We start from the raw sequence: 19093 nt of genomic DNA, 5'->3' as shown, positions 1-19093 counted from the left end.
GGGCGATCAATGGTCGTGGAATTACGACCGGCCGCAATCGATTGGACGCGTGCGCGCATTCTATGGCAACTTCGGCGTGCTGGTCCGGGCGCTGGCGTACATCATGGCGCACGGCGGCAATGGGCTGCGGAACGCGACACTGGACGCGCTTCTCAACGCGAACTATCTTCGGTACAAACTCGCGCCGTACTTCGACCTGCCGTACGATAGCCCGAACATGCACGAGGTCGTCTTCAGTGACGAGCGGCAGGCGAAGAAGGGCGTGCGAACGGGCGATATGGCGAAGCGCCTGATCGATTACGGCTTCCATCCGTACACGGTGAGCTTCCCGACCATCGTTCACGGAGCGCTGATGATGGAGCCGACGGAAACGGAATCGAAGCGCGAGCTCGATCTGTTCATTGACGCCATGATCTCGATCGCCAAGGAAGCTGAAGACGAGCCGGAGAAGCTGAAGAGCGCGCCGCATCTAACGCGGACCACGCGGGTGGATGAAACGGGCGCGGCAAGGCGGCCGATTCTGCGCTGGCAACCTGATAAGACGGCGAGCAAAGCCGCGGACTAGCTCTACGTTACAGAGCCGCGACGGTGACGGAGCGGTTACTACCACGGGCGGCTAGCCATGCCGGCGCGACCAGCCTGTTCCAACTCGTCGTGAAGTACTTTGCGTGGTAGAGTATATTCGTGAACGTCCCGATACCTGCCTTTTTGCGATCTCCACGCCGGAAATGGCTCCCGCCGGAGATGGTGAAGCCTCCCGTCTTAGATGCAGCCGTCCTCACTGGACCGCTTCAGCGGCGGCTGGCGCTGTTGATCAATCCCTTTTACCCAAAAGATCCGAATGCGAGTTTTGGGAAGCACGTGCTTACGCCATCGCTCGCGCTGACCAGCTTTGCCGCAACCACGCCTGACCATTGGGACGTTCAGTATTGGGATGAAAATCTGCTGAAAGGGCCACCCCCGTCCGCAGTTACACCCGAGGTGGTCGGGATCACAGTCCACCTGACGTTTGCAAAACGGGCATTCGAACTCGCGGCGTGGTACCGGGCACGCGGGAGTAAAGTTGTCCTAGGTGGTCTGCACGTGCTCTCCTGTCCGGAGGAATGCGCGCCCCACGCGGACGCTCTGGCCATCGGCGATGGAGTGCAACTCTGGCCCCGGATATTGGCCGATATCGAATCGGGCGGCCTCAAGCCCACTTATCAGGCAACTTACGAGAGCGACTATCGCAACGACCCCGCGCCGAGACGATCGATTCTTCCCCGGCGCAGCTTCCTGACCACGACCAGCCTCATCGCGACCCGTGGATGTCACAGCCGCTGCGGATTTTGCTATCTCGCAACCGAGGGTTTGAGAATACCCTATCGCATGCGAGATCCGCGACAGGTCGTCGAGGAGTTCGCGGCGGGGAACGAACCTTATGCCGTCTTCATCGACAACAATCTAGGGTCGAACCGCGCTTATCTGCGCGAACTTTGTGAGGCGCTTCGGCCTTTGAATAAGATCTGGAGCGCCGCGGTCTCAATTGATGTTACGGATGATCCGGTGTTAGTTCGTGCGATGGCGCTCGCCGGCTGTACCGGTGTATTCGTGGGGTTGGAGTCACTTAGCGACGCGAACTTAGTGGAAGCCCGAAAGAAGACGCCAGAGACTGCCGACTATGCGCGCAGAGTAAGACTGCTACACGATAACGGTATCCAGGTAAACGCCTCGTTCGTACTCGGATTCGATCATGATCGCAAAGACGTCTTTGTGCGGACGGCGGAATGGGTGGAGGCGAATCGTCTGGAATGCGCAACGTTTCACATCCTGACGCCTTATCCGAAGACTCCTCTTTTCCGCCAAATGGAGATGGAGGGCCGTCTGCTGCATCGGGATTGGGAACGATACGACACGGCGCACGCTGTGTTCCGCCCAAAACATATGACGCCTGAGGAACTGGAAGAGGGCTATGCCTGGATCTATCAGCGTCTCTTCTCGCACGCTTCGATCTGGAGACGGCGGCCTGAGGATTGGCGGGCCGTAGCTCCGTATCTTGCTATGTCGTATTTGTATAAACGATCCAACCGGTTCTGGCACTTCCTGATCAAGTACGATCTGGTTCATATCGCATGGCGGCCGTTAGTTGAACTCACGCGCCTGCGGCACCAGAGCTTCCGTCGAAGGTTGGCAGCGGAGGACGAGCTGGTATTTCCGGGAGCCAACGTGGTGGCGCCCGGTGTATAGCAACGCCGTGTAACTCTACTTAATGACTACCGTCGCCGACTTACTCGAAACGCCCGCGACCGTAATCACCAGCGGATAAGTCCCGAAGGCCAGATCCGAAGGTACCGTGATATTCAGCTGGAGTAACCCCACAAAATACGGAGCCAACCCCGCGAACAGGACGGGAGCATTCTCGCCATTGATTGTCGCGGTTGCCGATCCGGTTTGGAGTTGGGCAAGCGGATTTGACGGCCCAGCCGCACCGTCTGCCGGTTGATTACTTACTGCTCCTCCGCCGGTAGCATAAGCGATGATGTAGGATCCAGGCGCAGCCCCGTTCGAACTCTGATTCAAACTGAAATCCGAGTTCTCGACCACCGCTTCGTTTCCGTTGTATTGGAACAAGGAAGGCGCGTTGGCTTGTATGGGCATGGGGAAAGAGTTAGACGAACCAGCTTTTGTCGTGACGATTACTGCCGGCGACGTTCCGGCCGGAACCTCGTAAGGGACCTGGAAGTTAATCTGACTCGGCGCCGCATAGAGTAGCGGCACCTCGGTTCCATTCACCGTTACCGTCGCGTCCACCAGCTTGTCGGGCAACGGTATGGTTGTAGCGCCCTGAAGGCTGCCATCTGTTAAGAAGGTTCCGAAAATGGAGGCTAGCTCGCCCGGTGCGATCGATGTCGTATAGCTAGCCGCATCGACAATCCCCGTAATCGTCGGCGGGGAAACCCCAATCGCACTGGTCTCGCCGATCACGATGAACGATCCTACCGGCGACCCCTGGCCGAAAACGAGGGTATAGGTCTCATCGAAGTTCATCGCGCCGTTGACGCTGGTATTCGGAAGTGTGCCGAGCTCATCGAACGAACCTGGCGGGAATACAGCGGAGAAACAATTTGTCACATTCCAGCAGACTGCCGCTGAACTGTTCGGCGAGATATTCGGGCTGAAGGCGCCGATCAGATCGTCCGTGTAATTTGCGGTTGTTGTCGGGGTTGCGTACGACTCGTATAAGTCGATTGTCAGCGTATCGGTTGCGGATGCTTGCGTAGCTCCGGACGTGTTGCCTTCATAAGTGATCTGGTAGATATCGTTCTCATGAAGCGTGGTACCGATGCTATCGCTCGACGCGCTGAATGGCCCGCTGATGAAATAGATGTCGCCATTCGGCAGCGTGTAGCTGAAAGAAAGCTCAAGTAATTCGCTGGTCCCTATCGGCAGTGGGACAGGCGTACAATCGCCCTCGTAGCAGACACTATCGACAGCGGCGCCAAGGCTCTGCGCACGCAGCATGGCAGCCGGGGCGGTTACGAAAAGTAAGACAAATAGAACGGATCGCATCTGGAAACTGTCACTAGACTATCACTAGGATGCAGTTTCCGAGGATGCCGTGAAGGTCTGGGCCGGCTAGTCAGCGTGCGGTAGTAACCGCTCCCTTGCCGTCGCGGCCCGGTAACGTACGGATTCTACCGAGATAGTGACCGACGAGTAGCTTACGCCGCGCGCGAGCGGCGCTTCGGTCCTGAGCTATTGCGGCGTTTGAAGCTATCGGTCGGGCGGAATTCGCTGACCGTCGCGGGCGAGGCCTTTTCGATCTGATGCTTCGCGCTGATAACTTGCGGGGCCAGATCGCGGCGGATCATACGCACTTTGCATTCGCTCTCGATGCGGCGGACATCGCCACGCTCGGAGCGCATGCTGAACGTCGAAGCAGTACCGCGCTGACCGGCGCGGCCCGTGCGGCCTACGCGGTGAATATAGTCGTCCGGCGCCTGCGGTAAGTCGTAGTTAATCACGTGGGCGACGCTATCGACGTGAATGCCGCGCGCGGCAACGTCGGTGGCGACGAGGACGCGGTAACGCCCGTCGCGGAATCCGGCGAGGGCTTGATTGCGCTGGTTCTGCGAGCGGTCGCCATGCATGGCTACGCAGCGGATTCCAAGAGTGGTCAGACGTTTGGCGAGCCGGTCGGCGCCATGTTTGGTGCGTGCGAAGACGAGGAACGAACCCGCTTCTTCGTTCAAAAGGTGAACGAGCAGGCTGAGCTTCGTGTCGTTATCGACTTCATAGAGATGCAGATCGATCTGATCGGGCGCTTTTGTGGTCCCGCTGCAGCTGATGCGCACCGGATTGCGGGAATGCCCGGCAATCAGGCGCTCGACTTGCCGTTCCATGGTGGCCGAGAAGAACAGGCTCTGGCGGGAGGGCGGCAGCGTCTCGAGGATGGCTTCGATGGCCGCGAGGAAGCCCATGTCGAGCATGCGGTCCGCTTCATCGAGAACCAGCATTTCGACATTGCGGAGGTCGACCAGACGGCGGCCGAGGAAATCCTGCAAGCGGCCGGGGGTTGCGATGACGACCTGCGCGCCGCGCTTGAGAGCGTTGCGCTGGGTGGATTCGCTAAGGCCGCCAACCACAACGGCTGCGCGTAGGCCCGTGCCGACGGAGAGCAGGGCGAAGGCTTCGCTGATTTGGATGGCGAGTTCGCGGGTCGGGGTCAGGATCAGCGCGCGCACGCCGGTTGCTTTGGCGTTGGGCAGGAGCTTCTCGATCATGGGGATCAGGAACGCGAGAGTTTTCCCGGTTCCCGTTTGGGCCGTAGCCACAATGTCGGCGCCCGTCAGCGCGGGAGGAATGGATTGCGCCTGGACCGGCGTCGGCTTCGTAAATAAGTTGCGCGCCAGGTTCAAGTGAAGTGCGGGCGCGAGAGTGAGTTCAGAAAATTGATTCATAGTTTGTTTTCAAAAGGATTCTGTGCCGGAAATCGGCGGGACCCTTTGGAAAACAAAACAAGTAATCGAAAGGGAAAGCGAAATCGAAGGATCGGGGGACGCGGTTGGAACCGCTCAACTAATCAAGCTACGGAACAGAAGACTAAAGGTAGTATAGCAGAGGTTTGCACGCGTTGAGTATTGATTTGCCTTACGCCGGAACGGCGACCAGGTCGCGAAAGTACTCGATCGTTTTGGCGATCCCTTCGTCCAGACCGACCTTCGGTTCCCAGTTCAAGAGCGTGCGGGCTTTGGTGATGTCCGGCTGGCGCTGTTTGGGATCGTCCTCCGGAAGCGGCTGGAAGGCGATCGGCGCGCCTGGGTTCAAACGGTCCCGGATCGCTTCGGCAAACTGCAGAATGGTCATCTCATTCGGATTGCCGAGATTCACGGGATAGATCTCGTCCGAAAGGAGCAGGCGGTAGAGGCCGTCCACCAGGTCGCTCACGTAGCAAAAGCTGCGCGTTTGCGAACCATCGCCGAACACCGTTAACGGCTCTCCGCGTAACACTTGATCGAGGAAGGCCGGCACCACGCGGCCGTCATCCAGCTTCATACGGGGTCCGTACGTATTGAAGATGCGAGCGATACGCGTGGCGACGCCGTACTTGCGGTGGTACGCCATGGTGATCGCCTCGGCGAAGCGCTTGCTTTCGTCGTAGCACGAGCGCGGGCCCACGGGATTCACGTTGCCCCAGTAGGTTTCGACCTGCGGGTGAACGTGCGGATCGCCGTAGCATTCCGATGTGGAGGTCAACAGAAAACGGGCGCCGTGTTCCAGAGCGATCTCCAGCATATTGCGCGTGCCCACCGAGCCGACCTCCAGCGTTTCGATCGGGTGCTCCAGGTAATCCCGCGGGCTGGCGGGCGAAGCCATATGAATCACGGCGTCGAAGCCGCCATCGACGGAAAAAGTCTCCGTCACGTCTTGATTAATCAGTTCGAAGCGGCGCTCACGCGCCAGATGGCCGATGTTGGTCCGATTCCCCGTGAGGAAGTTGTCGAGTCCGATTATGGTGTGACCCTCGGTCAACAGCCGATCGCACATATGGGAGCCGACGAAACCCGCCGCACCGGAAATCACTATTCGCAACCATTTCCTCCAGCTTGAATTTGTTCTGAAACAAGGCCGAAACCCTAATTTTACTTGATGTGATACTATCCTCGCCCGCGGCGGCCGTGTGGGTCCGCACTTCAGAAACCGATGCTACATTCAAATGGGGTTTCATGGGTCGGCCTTCTCTCTTGGAAGTTTTGATCCTCGCGGTTGCCATCTGCATCTCGCTGGGGTTGTTCTGGGCTCGCTTTCGACGGTTTTACGGCAATTTCGAGAAGGCAAAGCCGGACCCGGATTACTCCATCCACCCGATCTGGCCGCGCGTGAGGGATTTCGTGTGGGAAGTGCTCTGCCAGGGGCTGGTCATTAAAGAGCGCCCGCTGCCCGGCCTGGCACATGCGTTCGTATTCTGGGGCTTTCTGGCGTTTGGGTTGATCACGATGAACCACGTTGCCGAGGGGTTTGGGTTCGACGCCGTCTCGCGCGACTCGTGGTTCGGAACTGCGTACTTTGGGTTCGTTTACTTTTTTGCGGCGGTCGTAGCCGTGTCCATTGCGGGTTTGTTCGTACGCCGGTTCTTCGTCCGGCCGCGCTGGCTAGGGGCGAAAGTCTCGTACGAATCCGGGTTCATTGCATTTCTGATTTTCCTGCTGATGGTGACGTACATGGCCGGATTCCACATCACGCCTGGGACGGCTTTGGGCAAGGCGAATTGGTGGCTGCACACGATATCACTACTGGTGTTTCTGCCGCTCATTCCGCATACGAAGCACTTACATCTGGTGCTAAGTCCGTTCGCCATTTTCGCGAAGCGGCCGGGGTTCAGCGACATCCCCAAGCTTTCCGGCGACGAGGATTTCGGGCTCGACACGGGCAAAGACGTGACGAAATTGGACGTGCTGCAGGCTTTCTCGTGCGTTGAATGCGGGCGCTGCACGGAGCATTGTCCGGCGTTCAATACGGGCAAAGAGCTGAACCCGAAGGAGATCATTCTCGGGCTACGGCGGTACCTGAACGATCCAGCGGCCGGGATCGGTTCCGAACAACCGCTGTTGGGAACGCATATCTCGGAAAAGGCCGCGTTCCAGTGCACGACTTGCGGGGGCTGCGAGTATCAGTGTCCCGTCGGAATTCAGCATTTGCCGGTGATCATCGGGCTGCGGCGCGGCGCGGTCAACACCGGCAAGTGGGAAGACGAGCATGGCACCAAGCTCTTCCTGAATATGGAGCGCAACGGCAACTCGCTCGGGTTTGCTTCGAGCGAGCGCCAGAAGTTTATCGAGCGCGCCGAATTGCCGATCTACGACGGATCGCAGGAGTATCTGTTGTGGCTAGGGTGCATGGGAGCCTACGACCCGCAAGGACGCGACACGATTCAGGCGCTCGCCAAAGTGCTGCGGTATGCCGGCGTGAGTTTCGGCGTGTTGCGTAAGGAGCGCTGCAACGGCGATCCGGCGCGTCGATTAGGAAACGATCTGCTGTTCACGCAACTTGCTGAACAGAATATCGAAACGCTGCAATCCGCGGCCCCGAAGAAGATGGTTTCGATCTGCCCGCATTGCGTGCGGACGATCTCGACGGACTGGAAGGAAGCGGGCACGACTTTCGAGATCGAGCACCACAGCGAACTCCTGGCTCGGATTCAGGATCGTTTGCCGCAGCAGGACGACCGCGAACGCGAGCAGGTGGTCTATCACGATCCGTGTTACCTGGGGCGCTATCGCGACGTATATGATGAGCCGCGGGCGATCATCAACCGGTATGCCGAAGTGGTGGAAGCGCCGCGGCATCGCGAGCGGTCATTCTGCTGCGGCGCCGGCGGCGGCCAGATGTTCCTCGGTGAAGAGGAAGGACGCCGCGTGAACGTGACGCGCGCTGAGGAACTGGTGAAGACCGGCGCGAAGACCATCGGAGCCGCGTGCCCGTTCTGCCAGACAATGTTCCGCGATGCGCTAGCGCAGATTGAAACGGGAGACGGCGAGCGCGTGAAATTGCTGGATATTGCGCAGATTGCGGCGGCTTCGATCCCGGAAGGCTAGCAGCCCGTGGCAGTAGTCGAAAAACACCGCTTGCTGACGCGCGCGGCTCTGTAGACTCACTAAGGTACAGAGCCGCGACGGTGACGGAGCGGTTATTACCACGGAAGGTTAGCCGTCAGAACAATCCTCATCTTACTGCACGGGAAGGTAAACCGCAGGCGAGGTATATCCAACACCTGTTGTGTCCGTTGTAAAGATGGTAAGCGGATCCGCAGCTCCCGGTACCACGTTTTGCGGCACTTGGATCACGATCGTATAGAGGCCAAACATACCCGGTGTATATTCGGCCGAGACCACCTGCACGCCTTGGTTATTGATGGCGGCGTAAAGCGGCTCCGCAAGCAATTCACCGGGTACGCCGACTTGGCCGGTAAACGCGGTTGGGATCGTTTGGCCGAGACCGGTTGCGTAGAAGGTAATGGTGTCGCCCGGTAAGGCTGGATTGGAACTACTCACGTAACTTCCATCCTGCCTCGTTGCGGAGACTAGCGGATAGTTCGTTCCATTGACCGCTATTGATCCATTAGTGAAGATTCCCGGCGCGTCATTATTGACTGTCTGATTGGGCAGCGACACCTGCCCCTGCGGTGTCTGTAAGACTACCGGGTTGGTACCCGAGGTAATTTCGAACGGCACTTCGGCGTTGATCTGCTGTACTCCGTTTTGGTTCACCAGAGCCAGGATTGGAGCGGCAATTCCGTTGAAGGTAAGCGTGAAGTTCGCCAGATCCGTGGGATTCGTATCCACACCAGTGATCGGGTTGGTGATGTTCGAACCGAAGATGCTGACCAGAGAACCGATGCCGATCGAAGTCGAGTAATCGGCCGCGTTCATGATAACGACGTTCGACGGGCCGCCAGTTGCTCCGGTAACTGTCAGCGTGAACATGACGTCCGCGGGCGCTCCCGCGGCTCCCGTGGTTGCCAATATCTGCGCGACCCCGGGAACGGGGCCGGCTGTCACCGTGATGCTGGCCATTCCGCTAGAGTCCGCCGCTCCAGTTGTGGTTCCGAGGACCAGGCTAACTCCCGAGAGTAAGCTCCAGGTAATGTTCGCGTAAGGCGCCGGACTACCGTTGGCCTGGGTGATTTGCACCGTCAACGGGGAAGCGAAAGCCGCGTTGGGCGGCGCCGATTGGTTGTTTCCCGAGGAAATCGAGATGTTGGTCGAAAGTGTCCCCGTCGCAAAGTTGAAGGTAACCGGAGCCAGAGTTCCGGCCGTTGCGGTTAGCGTTCCTGGGCCTAATGTCGTTCCGAACGTCGCCGTCAGCGCGGCTTGCCCATTAACGTCGGTCACGATCGTCACCGTGGGTACTGCAGCGTTCGTGACCGCCGTTCCGTTTGTAAATGTAAGCGACCCGGAAGTAACTGCAAAGGTCACGGTTACATTGGGCAGCGGCTGCCCGTTGGCATCGTTAACCTGAACGGTAAAAGGAGCGGCGCCATTTCCGGAAGGCCCAGCCTGATCGTTTCCGCTCACGATCGCGATGGTTGCCGGTTGGTTCTGTAGAATCGTCAATGTCGAACCGGTGCTGATTGAGCCCAACGGCGTTGTCGACGCGCTAACGGCCGGCACACTTACCAGAAGTGGTTCGCTTCCTCCCACCTGGTTAAGTACTAAGCTGCAGGTCGCGATGCCGCTACTGTTCGTAAGGGCTACTCCCGATCCCTGGGGGTCGGCACAACTCGAATTCGGCAGCGCCAGGTTAGTTCCCGTGTTCACCGAGACCCCCACATTTGGTATCGGGTCGCCAGTCGCACTCGCGACCAATACCTGAACGGCATTGGAGATCGTGGCGCCCGGCGCGCCGGTAAGTACGGTTCCAGGCGGCGGACTAAGCACGCTCGTGGTTATTGGAAGCGCCAGCTGGTTACATGGCGGAGTCGAACACGTGGTCGCGGTCTTCGTAACGGTGGTCAGATAGAAGTTCACGCTCAAAGGTCCAGGGCAAGTTCCCGTGCAAGCCGTTATCTCCTCGGTCGTATATGAAGGATAGGAGAGCGTAAACGCTGGGGCCGGAATATAGACTGAAGCCTGCCCCACGGAGTTTGTCGTCGCCGTCACCTGTGTCGGCACGGTAGAACTTACATCCGTGAATGTGACAACTGCGCCGCTAACAGGGTTTCCATTGGAATCCGTTGCCTGTACCACCAGGTCCGCGGCCGTATCGGGACAGGTCGGGAAGACACATGGAGGCGCCGTGGGAGGTAAGTTTACGTCGAGCGGATCGACAAACAACAACTGACCCTGGCCGCTTACGATGGAAAGTGTCGCCGCGGGCGCCGGCGGGGCGATCGCGCCCACTGAGAAGTTGAAAGTAACCGGCGTCGAGCCGCCCGCGGACGCCTGGACCTGTACAGCGCCGACATCCGTCGGAAGAGTCCCCCCGGTGACGGTAGCTTCCGCGTAGCCTTCATCCCCGGTGAGGGTCTCGGGAGCGTTCAAGACTGTGGTGGTCGTCGCCTGCCCATTCGGAGGAGTGAGCGTCCAGTCGACCATAAGTCCGCTTAGCGGATACCCATTCGGGTCTAAAGCGCGAATCACCATCGGGGTTGAGGTGGCGCCTAGCGCGACCGTTTGAGTGTTTCCCGGCACGGCTCCGAAGCCGTAACCTAGTTGACTCGCGGGAACTACCGAAGAGCACCCCCCGTTTGCGTTCGAAACGCTGCATCCCGGATAGGCATAGGCAATTACCAGATTCGGATCGTACTCGTTCGCGCCGATCGACGTCGTCAGAGCTACCGGATCGATGCTATAAATCCCATTCGCGCTAAGTGCGGGATTCGGCGCGCTGGTTATCACGAAGATATATTGCGGCGCATTGCGGCTTGACGCTCCCGCGGCCGGCACAATGCCGGGGTCATTCGAGACTCCGAACGCATAGATCATCCCGTTGATCGGGGATCCGGCAATCAACGGAAGATTGGGCTCGGTTAGAATTAGTCCGCCGTTGAGTCCGATCTGAAGCGTGTACAGTGTTGCGTTTCCATTTACATACGCATAGATCAACTGATCGTTCTCGACCGCTAGCTCCGAGATCGGGTAACTTCCCGCCGAATCCGAAATAGTAGGAATCGAGCCCGCCAGTGTATTTGTGTTCAGATTCACCAGCACCGCTTCTGAAGGAGCCGCGGGCGTAGTAGTGGCGAGTTGCGTCACGGGAATATCGAAGCCTGCAATCGAAAGTGTTCCGGTAAGATTTGTCGTTCCGGTGTTTGCCGGGAACGTGAGCGAGGTTGAGCCGCTTAGCGTGCCGTTTGGAGTACTTATCGTGGCGAAGTTAGGTGGAGTCGCCGACCACGGACAAGAGGGCGCGTTGGGAGAAACGGTAACGTTCACATTCACAGTTTGTGCGGCGTTTCCAACGACAATCGTGGGGGGCGAGACAAAGTATTCGCAGCCCGCGTTATCTAGAGGAGGCGTCGATACCGTGTTAGCCGCGACCATGTAATTTCCGTCGGGCGTGAAAACCGGCGTTCCCGGATTCTCACTTACCGCGATCGCGCCCGTCGGCGTGGGGGCCAGAGTTTCGGGGTTAATCTGCAAGATCTCACCCGGGAGCGACACGTAGAGCAGGCCGTCCTGACCGATAGTTAAATTTGTCGCCAGACCCGCGATCGGCACTGTATTTGTGATTGTCGGCGCACCGCCTGTTCCGACAGCGGGAAGACTAATGGAAGACAAGTAGGAGTTCGTTCCGTCGATTCCCAGCGCATAGGCAGTTAAACTGTCATAACCGGCGGCAAGATCCACCACGGTTGTGGCTCCGGGGATCGTCAAGCCGACCCCGCCCGTTTGGTCCCTGAACGCTGACGTATCGTAGGAATGAAACGTAGTCTCGGCTACCAAGAACCGGCTTTCATCCGGGGTCAAAATGGCCGCGGTAATAGGCCCCGCGATACCGGTATAGGAGATGATGCCGGACGGGGCGGTAAAGTAGCGGTTCAGCACAACCACCGGGTCGTACGTCAACTCAGTGATAGGAGCGTAGTTATTCGAGATTAGATAGTGCTCGGAGCCGTTCGCGGTGGTAATCACCTTGAAAACGCCGGGATCGAAGATCGATTGCTCGGTGAACGTTACGGTGCTGTAGATATCAACGTTCAGACTGCTGACGTTGTTCAGTCCAGGGTAAGCAATCAAGCTCTGCGCATGCAGGTTGGGTAGTAATCCTAAAAGGGACAGGGCAACGCCGGTAAGCGAACGGCTGCAATTCATGAGTAATCCTCTAAGGTTGCTAAAATCCAAACTTGATTCCGTATTGTATGGTGCGGGGACGGTGCGCGTCTACCGGATGCAGGAAAGCACTGCCGGCCAGGCAATTTGCAGCTCCGGCCGAGTACCCGGTGGACGCGTCACCATAGCAATCGATGGTGTTGTTGGCCTGATTGCCCAGATTCGCATCATAGATTCGGAATTGGGTATGGTTGAAAACGTTGAAAGCCTCGAATCTGAGCTGGAGAACTTTATTCTCGCCCAAGGTCAGATTCTTGAGCAGAGCGGCATCGAAGTTTGTGCGTCCCGGATTTGTGAGCGAATTGCGGCCGGCAGTGCCGAAGGTAAGTCCGGTGGGCGCGGCAAAAGCCCCTGGGTTCAAGAGGAGCGGGCCGAAGCTTAGTCCGTTGTTACCGCCGGCGGGCCGGCCGCCGTATGGGTTACCGACCAGGTCGGGATAAGAGCCTGCGCCGATATCGTTGCCGACACCGGCATTGTCCAGAACAGAAACACCATCGATGATCGAGCTCCCACTTGCCGCGTTAACTACCGTGAACGGCGTGCCGGACGCATAGATGGTAATGCCGGAGAGTTGCCACCCGCCAAAGACCTTCTGCATTAGGTTGGAAGGTTTGTTGGAGAACATCTTCAAAATCGGCAGATCGTATACATAGCTGATGTTCAGCAAGTTCGTGACATCGAAGTCCGATCTTGCCCAGTTCGCACGAAGGTCGTAAGAGTTGACGAAGTTATTGTCCGAGCGATCGGAAGAGTCGTCCATCGAGTGGCTGAACGTGTATGAGACACCTAAAGTCAGCGGTCCCTCGACACGACGGAGGGTAGCTTGGAAAGCGTTGTAGATCGAGTCGGCTTCGTTCTGGAGCGCGATTATATTTCCGAATCCCTGGTAGGGACGCAGAGCGTTGACTTGCGGGAAGGCTGCTTCGCCGAGAGCACCCGGCAACGCGCCGAAGCATGCCGCCTCCAGGTTGATGAACGCCGGAGTTCCTTGGTTCACTACGGTGCCGTTCGCAAGCTGGAAGTACGGACCGCGGAATCCGCCGCAATCGCCGAGAGCACTGGCGCCAGAAAAGCCCGTGAGGGGAATCAAAGGCTCCCCGGGCAGGAATGGGTTTTCCGAACTTGACACCGGGGCAATCTGATTTAGGTTTATTTGATCGGTAAGATGGGTTCCCTTGCTTCCCACGTAAGCGAACGTCGCAACAACGTGGGCTGGGAGCTCGCGTTGTAAGCTGAGGCTCCATTGCTGAACATAGGGCCAGACGGCCTGGGTCGGAATGCTGGTAACGTTTAGCGGGAACGAAGGAGAGATGGCAGTAGCCGCTGGGTTGCCGCTGCACTGTACCGGGTTAGCGCCGCCGATACACGCCCAACCTCCAGGATAATACTGGGTCATATTTAAAACCAGCGGCGCACTCGCCTCGAGCGACCCGGTGTTGGCTTCGACTCCGGTCCCGTGCTCGTAGAAGATCCCATAACCGCCGCGCAGTGCCATTTTGCCGTTTCCGAAGATGTCCCAAGCGAAACCGATGCGCGGCGCGGGGTTGAAAACGTGGCCTTTCATGCAGCCCGCGGGCACGCCATTGACTCCGCAGCGCACTAGCCCATTTGTTAGTTCCGCGTTCAGATTATTGGTATCAAGCGGTATCTCGTCCCCATTACTATCCTGAAGGTAGCCATGGATCATATTGATTGAAACCTGGCTGGCCAGGGCCGGGTTGAAATCACTCGGCACCCAGTTATAGGCGTTGTTGTTGACTTCCCGGTAAGTACCAAAGAGGCTCAACCGCACGCCCAGATTGACGGTGAGATGAGGGGTAAGCTTCCAGTCGTCCTGCAGATACGGTTCGGCGATCTGGTAGCGCTGGTGATATGGCATCTGGGCACTATCCTGAGTAAAGCTCTTGATTCCTCCGTCCTCAGGGCTGTTCGGACTCCCGTAAAGAAAGTCCGCGAAGGAATTGCCGGTCGTTTGCGGGTTACTGATCGCGCCGAAAGTAAGAATACCCTGCACGTCGCCGGTGGCGCTCCCCACCGGCCCGTTGGTTTGAGTACGATTATAGAGTACCCACTGACCGCCTCCCTGAATATCATGTTGACCCCAAATCTTACTCAAGTTGTCGCCGAGAGTATAAACAGGGTTGGTGTGTGTCCACGGCAGGTAGCCCGCGTCAACGGAGAAACCGTTGCCGCCGTACTCCGCATTCGGGCCTTGAATCACGATTCCGGGGCTCTTGCCGCCGAAACCGTTACTGAACAGATAACCCATCGGGCAACTAACCGTATTGGGCGACGTAGTGACGGTACAGCTGGATGCGTCCAGCGCCGCCGGTCTCTGGAAAGTCGCGTTGGGTCCATTCACATCCGACATTGTGATGTTCGAATTTCCATACGTGAAGACGACTTCATTGACTAGACTTGGCGACAGCGTCTGAGATAAGCGTCCGACGATGCTGATCCCCGGGCCGACAAAGTTACTTTCGATTGTGGGGAAACTGTTCGTGATTTCCGCCCATTGCGGAGTAGGGACGACCGTGTTCCACGCATCGTGAATGTAACGGAACGTTAGACGCGTATTCTGATTAATATTGTGATCGATGCGGAATAGCTCTTCGCGCCACTGCGTCTGCGGTGAAACGGTGGTATCGTAGCACGATCCGATCGACGAGTTGCATCCTCCCGTCGCGTTCGGCGCGGGGATGATACCCGTGGCGAGAACCGCTGCCGCGTTGGGATCAATATACGGAATCGTGTAGTTCGGTAAGGGGGCCGCTTCAGTATAGGTGGGGTTATATGACAGGTGCGGGCAGTCGGGATACTTGGCGACCGAGAAATCCGCGGTGCTATAGGGTTGCGGGCAGACATCGCTGAAATTGCCGCTTCGCTCGGCCATTGACGGAACCGCTTGATTATAAGTGTAAGGCGATTTTTCCAGCCGGTACTCTTCCGAAAAGAAAAAGAAGGTCTTGTCCTTGTTTTTGTTATAGTGCCCCGGAATGTACACCGGACCGCCGATCGTCCCACCTAGATCTTGCCGGCGATAAAGCGGCGCCCCCTGCGTTTCGTCGAAGAAGTTTCGCGCGTTAAAGAACTCGTTGCGCCCGAAGTAATAAGCGTTGCCGTGAAAGTCGCTGCCGCCCGACTTAGTCACGGTCAAGACGGTGCCGGACGCCGTGCGCCCGTACATTGCGCCGTAGTTTGACGTCAGCACCTTGATTTCCTGGACGGAATCGAGACTCGGATAGACGATCAGAGTACTGCTGGCTCCGTTGATCCCGACGTTCAACAAGTCAGCGCCATCAGCGTCGAACGTATTGTATTCGACGCGTCCGCCATTTACGCTATAACGCACGCTGCCGACCACCCCGACTTTCGCCTCGTCCTGGCCGGTCTGGTTGCTGACGCCGGGGGCAAGCGCAATCAACTGGGTGAAGTTGCGCCCGTTCAGGTTAAGCGAGACAACTTCCTTCTGCGTGATTGTGCCCGAAAGCTGCGAGGTGTCCGTTTCGACGGAGCCTACACCGGGCGCCTGTACTTCCACCGACGTACTGGCTGCGTTCGCCGGACTCAGACTCACATCCGCCCGCGTGGGCTCGGCAGCCGTCACCGCGATTGTGCGCGCATCGCTTGTCTTGAACCCGGGAGAAGAGACTACGATTGTATAGTTACCCGGCGGCAGACCGGACAGGGTATAAGATCCTTGAGCGTCAGTCGTTGCGGTCTTCTGCGTTCCGTCCGGACCCGTGATAAGCACGGTCGCATTCGGAATCACGCCGCCGGTGGAGTCGGTTACCGTTCCGGTGAACCCGGCCGCAACCTCCGGCGCCTGCGCCGTCGCGACCTGTGTGCCCACAAGGGCGATCGCCGCCGTGAAGAGGACGGCAATGGCAGCCCAGCCCTTCAGTATGTCGAAAGCGCTTACCCATTTACTAATCAATCCACCAGGCAGTTTATTCATGTGTCGGTGTATCTTTTCTTGTATCCAACTTCGTTGTGTTGGTCGTGCCGGCTATATGAACTTGCTGCTTTAACCAATCCAGATAATCCGCGCCATTAGTCAGCTTGTACGCTGCAAGCGCCTTGTCCTTCGGAGTAGAAACAGCTTGCTTAGGGAGTGCGGCTTGAATCCGGTCTCTGGCCTTCTGCGGCGTCGTTCCCGCAACATTCAGGTATTGATAGCGCACGGGAATCGTCAGGTTAGGAAGGTATCGGATCGGGTCGTCTAATTCAACCTTCTTCAGAAACTCGGGTTTCATGAAAGAGTCGCGCTCTTCCGGAGGAATGCGCGTCGAAGTGGCGAACCAGTCCGGCCAGTCTCCCCACGGGTCGAGCAGATCGATGGCTTTGATGCGGGGATCCGCCGAGGCCGCGAGTACCGCGACGGTTCCCCCGGAACCTTCTCCAAACATGCCCACACGCGAAACATCGATATCGCCTCGGGCCCCCAGATAATTGATAATCATCTCGACGTCGTGGGTCGTTACCGCCAGCGATTCCGGTAACTCACTCACAAACCACTCTTTCATCGGGCGGTCGTGATAGCGATGTCCGGATAGCGCGGCGCTGAACCCCACTGCCGCGAATCCGTTCCGGGTAATGAACTGGCAGAAGTGCTCGTCCCGAAACCTCTCGGTATCCTGGATGTAGTTATAAAGATATAGGATGACCGGCGGTTTCTTGACCCCGTTGGGCGTCATCACGAACAGGTAGATCGGATCGGCATCGCGCCATTGTACGCGCACCATTTCGCGTGAAAAGTCCTGGTGAGAATCTTTCTCGAGAGTTAGGGGAGGCATCGCCGCAAGATCGCTGCCGGCCAAGGTCAGGGAACTCCAACTCTCGCTGGTTGCGGTGGCGCGCTTCGCGCCGGCTGCGGGGGCGGGTCCCGTTATCTGCGCCTGAGAAGGACAGATAAATCCAAGGTAGAGCGGGAAGAGTAAAAGTAAAGGGCGAATTAGTCTCATTTTCGAAAGAACGGCTTGAATTGAAAAAGCAGGCCGGTCTTACAACCGGCCTGCTATGGGTTGACTGAACTAGATGAACGTTGGTTTATTGGCGCTTGTCGAGGTTGCCGCAGCCTGAAGCGGGAATCTTGTAAATCTCGCCGCCCACGTCGCTGCCCTGCTCAGCTGAGCAACCGCTGGTAGCGATGTTGATGCCGTTTTCCGGCGTTTGCGGAGTCTCATTAGTCGGAAGCTGCGTCTCTACATAGTGCGAGCGGTAGAGCTTCAGGCCGGGTTCGATCTGGCCCATGGAGTTCTCGGACGCCTGATACGGAACGAAGTCCGGAACCGTGGAGTCGACGTTGATTTCGATCGCCTTGACCAAATTGGTCAGGTTGGCTTGGCCGGCAGCATCGGTAACCGCGCGGAGGAGTGACCAGGCCACGTACTTGCCGTCGCGGACGTTCGGGAAGCTCGAGCCGGGGGTGACTGGGCAGGGAGCATTGCAGACCGGCAGTTCGCCATTGGAATAAGCGGAGAAGATCGGATCGATCCCGTCGAGTTCCAGATAGCCGTAGTTAGCCGATCCGGCGATGGATGCAACGTTGCCGTATCCAAAGAAAGTGTAGCCGATCATGTCGGTAGACTTAACCTGGTTGGCCAGGGTCGATGTGGTTGTTTCCGGGTTCTGCACAGCGCCAACCAACTGGCTGGTGCCAATGGCGCGCGTCCGGACGCCGCCGCCGGAGGTAAGAATATCCAGAGGATTGCTATTCGGAGTAACTCCCGGGTCAATCCCCTTCTCTTGAGAGCAGGTCGGGCAGGCCTGGATAGTGTGGGTACGGAAAACGCAGAATTCCGTGGTGTTCATCGTACCGGAGATGGGCTCGCGCTGCACACTGTTTAACGGTGTGGTGTTCGTGATGCCGAAGAGCGAACCGATGGTGCCTGTCGTACCTTCGAATACGTTACGCACGTCCGTGATCGTGGTGTTAGTGGGCAGGCCGGGAGCGCCCAGACCTGACGCGTTCTCTTTGTTAATTATGAAGACAATCGGGTCGGCTCCCACGGAGAGAGTTACAAAGGCGGGGACGGGTTCGCCCGTAATCGGATCATTACCGATGATGTTGAAATCGATCGGGGTAGCGTTCGAACTGGAGTAAGAACTCAAGATCGGGGTGCCGACGGGAGTGTCGCCGCCTGTGCCGTAGCCCAGACCGTTGAGATTGCTGGCCACGTATGGCGACGTTGCACGGTACTCCGCGTACTTCGCATCCTCCGGCCGGATGTCCGTATAGGCGGCCGTGAAAGGTGCGTTGTTGATAGCCTCCTGGATGGCAGCGGGAAGACCGGCGGCGTCATCGCCCCACAGGCCGGACGGGATTTTATTCGCTCCGGGAGTCGTTTCGGTCGAGGGATCGACTTGCAGCTGAGCGCGAGGCACTGAGAAGAACGACCGATTCCCGACTACCGAGTCCACGTTCAGGTAAACCCAAACCTTCGTTACCGCGGCATTCCAGACGACCGAGAGTGTCCCGCTTTGAACGGGTCCGCCGCCGGGACGAACGTCGTTGATCTGCGCGAAGTTCGGATACTCCGAACCTGCCGGGGCGCTGCCGCTGATGGTGTAGTGCAGCGCGTTGGCGCCGGCCAGGTTCTTCCATGCCCCGTAAGAGGCGGTATTGAAGAGAGCTGATGAGCCCACTCCGTTGACCATGATCGTGGGCGGCGCGGCGCTCGCGGCTGTAACCGCGGAGATCGCCAGCGCGCTTGCGATCAGTAAGTTTGTTCTAAGCATTGATCGAATTTTCCTTCTTTCTTGGTGGGTGCGTCTTATGA

General features: G+C 57.9%; 9 protein-coding genes and 1 pseudogene. 3 read left to right on the top strand and 7 right to left on the bottom strand.

All coding sequences use genetic code 11. From position 1 onward, the window contains the following. Positions 1-565, top strand: a pseudogene (locus H1Y01_RS02335) (aminomethyl-transferring glycine dehydrogenase subunit GcvPB); the annotation flags it as partial. 119 nt (positions 566-684) lie between these two features. After that, positions 685-2226 (top strand): B12-binding domain-containing radical SAM protein, encoded by a 1542-nt coding sequence (locus H1Y01_RS02330; protein WP_180538485.1) that lies wholly within the window; start codon positions 685-687, stop codon positions 2224-2226. Between the two features lie 15 nt (positions 2227-2241). On the opposite strand, the gene H1Y01_RS02325 is transcribed toward H1Y01_RS02330, so the two are convergent. From H1Y01_RS02325 to H1Y01_RS02315, 3 genes are all read right to left on the bottom strand, one after another. Beyond that, positions 2242-3549, bottom strand: a complete 1308-nt coding sequence (locus H1Y01_RS02325; protein ID WP_180538484.1) for a hypothetical protein — start codon at positions 3547-3549, stop codon at positions 2242-2244. A gap of 152 nt (positions 3550-3701) precedes the next feature. Beyond that, the gene (locus H1Y01_RS02320; RefSeq protein WP_180538483.1) at positions 3702-4940 is read right to left on the bottom strand and encodes a DEAD/DEAH box helicase; all 1239 of its coding nucleotides are present in this window, start codon (positions 4938-4940) and stop codon (positions 3702-3704) included. A 190-nt stretch (positions 4941-5130) separates the two neighbouring features. Next, the gene (locus H1Y01_RS02315; protein ID WP_180538482.1) at positions 5131-6072 is read right to left on the bottom strand and encodes a UDP-glucuronic acid decarboxylase family protein; all 942 of its coding nucleotides are present in this window, start codon (positions 6070-6072) and stop codon (positions 5131-5133) included. 134 nt (positions 6073-6206) lie between these two features. Here H1Y01_RS02315 and H1Y01_RS02310 point away from each other — a divergent pair, with 134 nt between their 5' ends. Next, the gene (locus H1Y01_RS02310) at positions 6207-8075 is read left to right on the top strand and encodes a (Fe-S)-binding protein (RefSeq protein WP_180538481.1); all 1869 of its coding nucleotides are present in this window, start codon (positions 6207-6209) and stop codon (positions 8073-8075) included. Between the two features lie 132 nt (positions 8076-8207). Here the strand turns inward: H1Y01_RS02310 and H1Y01_RS02305 are convergent, their stop codons facing one another. The 4 genes from H1Y01_RS02305 to H1Y01_RS02290 all read right to left on the bottom strand — a co-directional run bounded on the left by H1Y01_RS02305 (position 8208) and on the right by H1Y01_RS02290 (position 19052). Further along, positions 8208-12293, bottom strand: a complete 4086-nt coding sequence (locus H1Y01_RS02305; RefSeq protein ID WP_180538480.1) for a hypothetical protein — start codon at positions 12291-12293, stop codon at positions 8208-8210. A 19-nt stretch (positions 12294-12312) separates the two neighbouring features. Further along, complete coding sequence (locus H1Y01_RS02300; RefSeq protein WP_180538479.1) at positions 12313-16269, bottom strand: TonB-dependent receptor; 3957 nt, start codon at positions 16267-16269, stop codon at positions 12313-12315. After that, positions 16262-17275 carry an alpha/beta hydrolase family protein gene (locus H1Y01_RS02295; RefSeq protein WP_180538478.1) on the bottom strand — a complete coding sequence of 338 codons (1014 nt, stop codon included), beginning with the start codon at positions 17273-17275 and terminating at the stop codon, positions 16262-16264. The genes H1Y01_RS02300 and H1Y01_RS02295 overlap by 8 nt, the downstream gene beginning before the upstream one ends. A gap of 85 nt (positions 17276-17360) precedes the next feature. Continuing rightward, entirely contained in the window at positions 17361-19052 is a 1692-nt protein-coding gene (locus tag H1Y01_RS02290; RefSeq protein WP_180538477.1) for a hypothetical protein, read from the bottom strand. Positions 19053-19093: the final 41 nt, after the last annotated feature.

It is taken from the genome of Nevskia soli, from assembly GCF_903970205.1.
In the GTDB taxonomy this organism is placed as follows: Bacteria; Acidobacteriota; Terriglobia; order Bryobacterales; family Bryobacteraceae; genus Bog-113.
The sequence above is the reverse complement of the archived record's forward strand: the minus strand, read 5'-3'. Positions and strand labels throughout refer to the sequence as shown.

What these genes read in the sequence shown, in the direction of transcription:
- H1Y01_RS02325 (WP_180538484.1), bottom strand. Translation starts at nt 3,549, where the DNA reads ATGCGATCCGTTCTATTTGTCTTACTTTTCGTAACCGCCCCGGCTGCC.
- H1Y01_RS02320 (WP_180538483.1), bottom strand. Translation starts at nt 4,940, where the DNA reads ATGAATCAATTTTCTGAACTCACTCTCGCGCCCGCACTTCACTTGAAC.
- H1Y01_RS02310 (WP_180538481.1), top strand. Translation starts at nt 6,207, where the DNA reads ATGGGTCGGCCTTCTCTCTTGGAAGTTTTGATCCTCGCGGTTGCCATC.
- H1Y01_RS02305 (WP_180538480.1), bottom strand. Translation starts at nt 12,293, where the DNA reads ATGAATTGCAGCCGTTCGCTTACCGGCGTTGCCCTGTCCCTTTTAGGA.
- H1Y01_RS02300 (WP_180538479.1), bottom strand. Translation starts at nt 16,269, where the DNA reads ATGAATAAACTGCCTGGTGGATTGATTAGTAAATGGGTAAGCGCTTTC.
- H1Y01_RS02295 (WP_180538478.1), bottom strand. Translation starts at nt 17,275, where the DNA reads ATGAGACTAATTCGCCCTTTACTTTTACTCTTCCCGCTCTACCTTGGA.
- H1Y01_RS02290 (WP_180538477.1), bottom strand. Translation starts at nt 19,052, where the DNA reads ATGCTTAGAACAAACTTACTGATCGCAAGCGCGCTGGCGATCTCCGCG.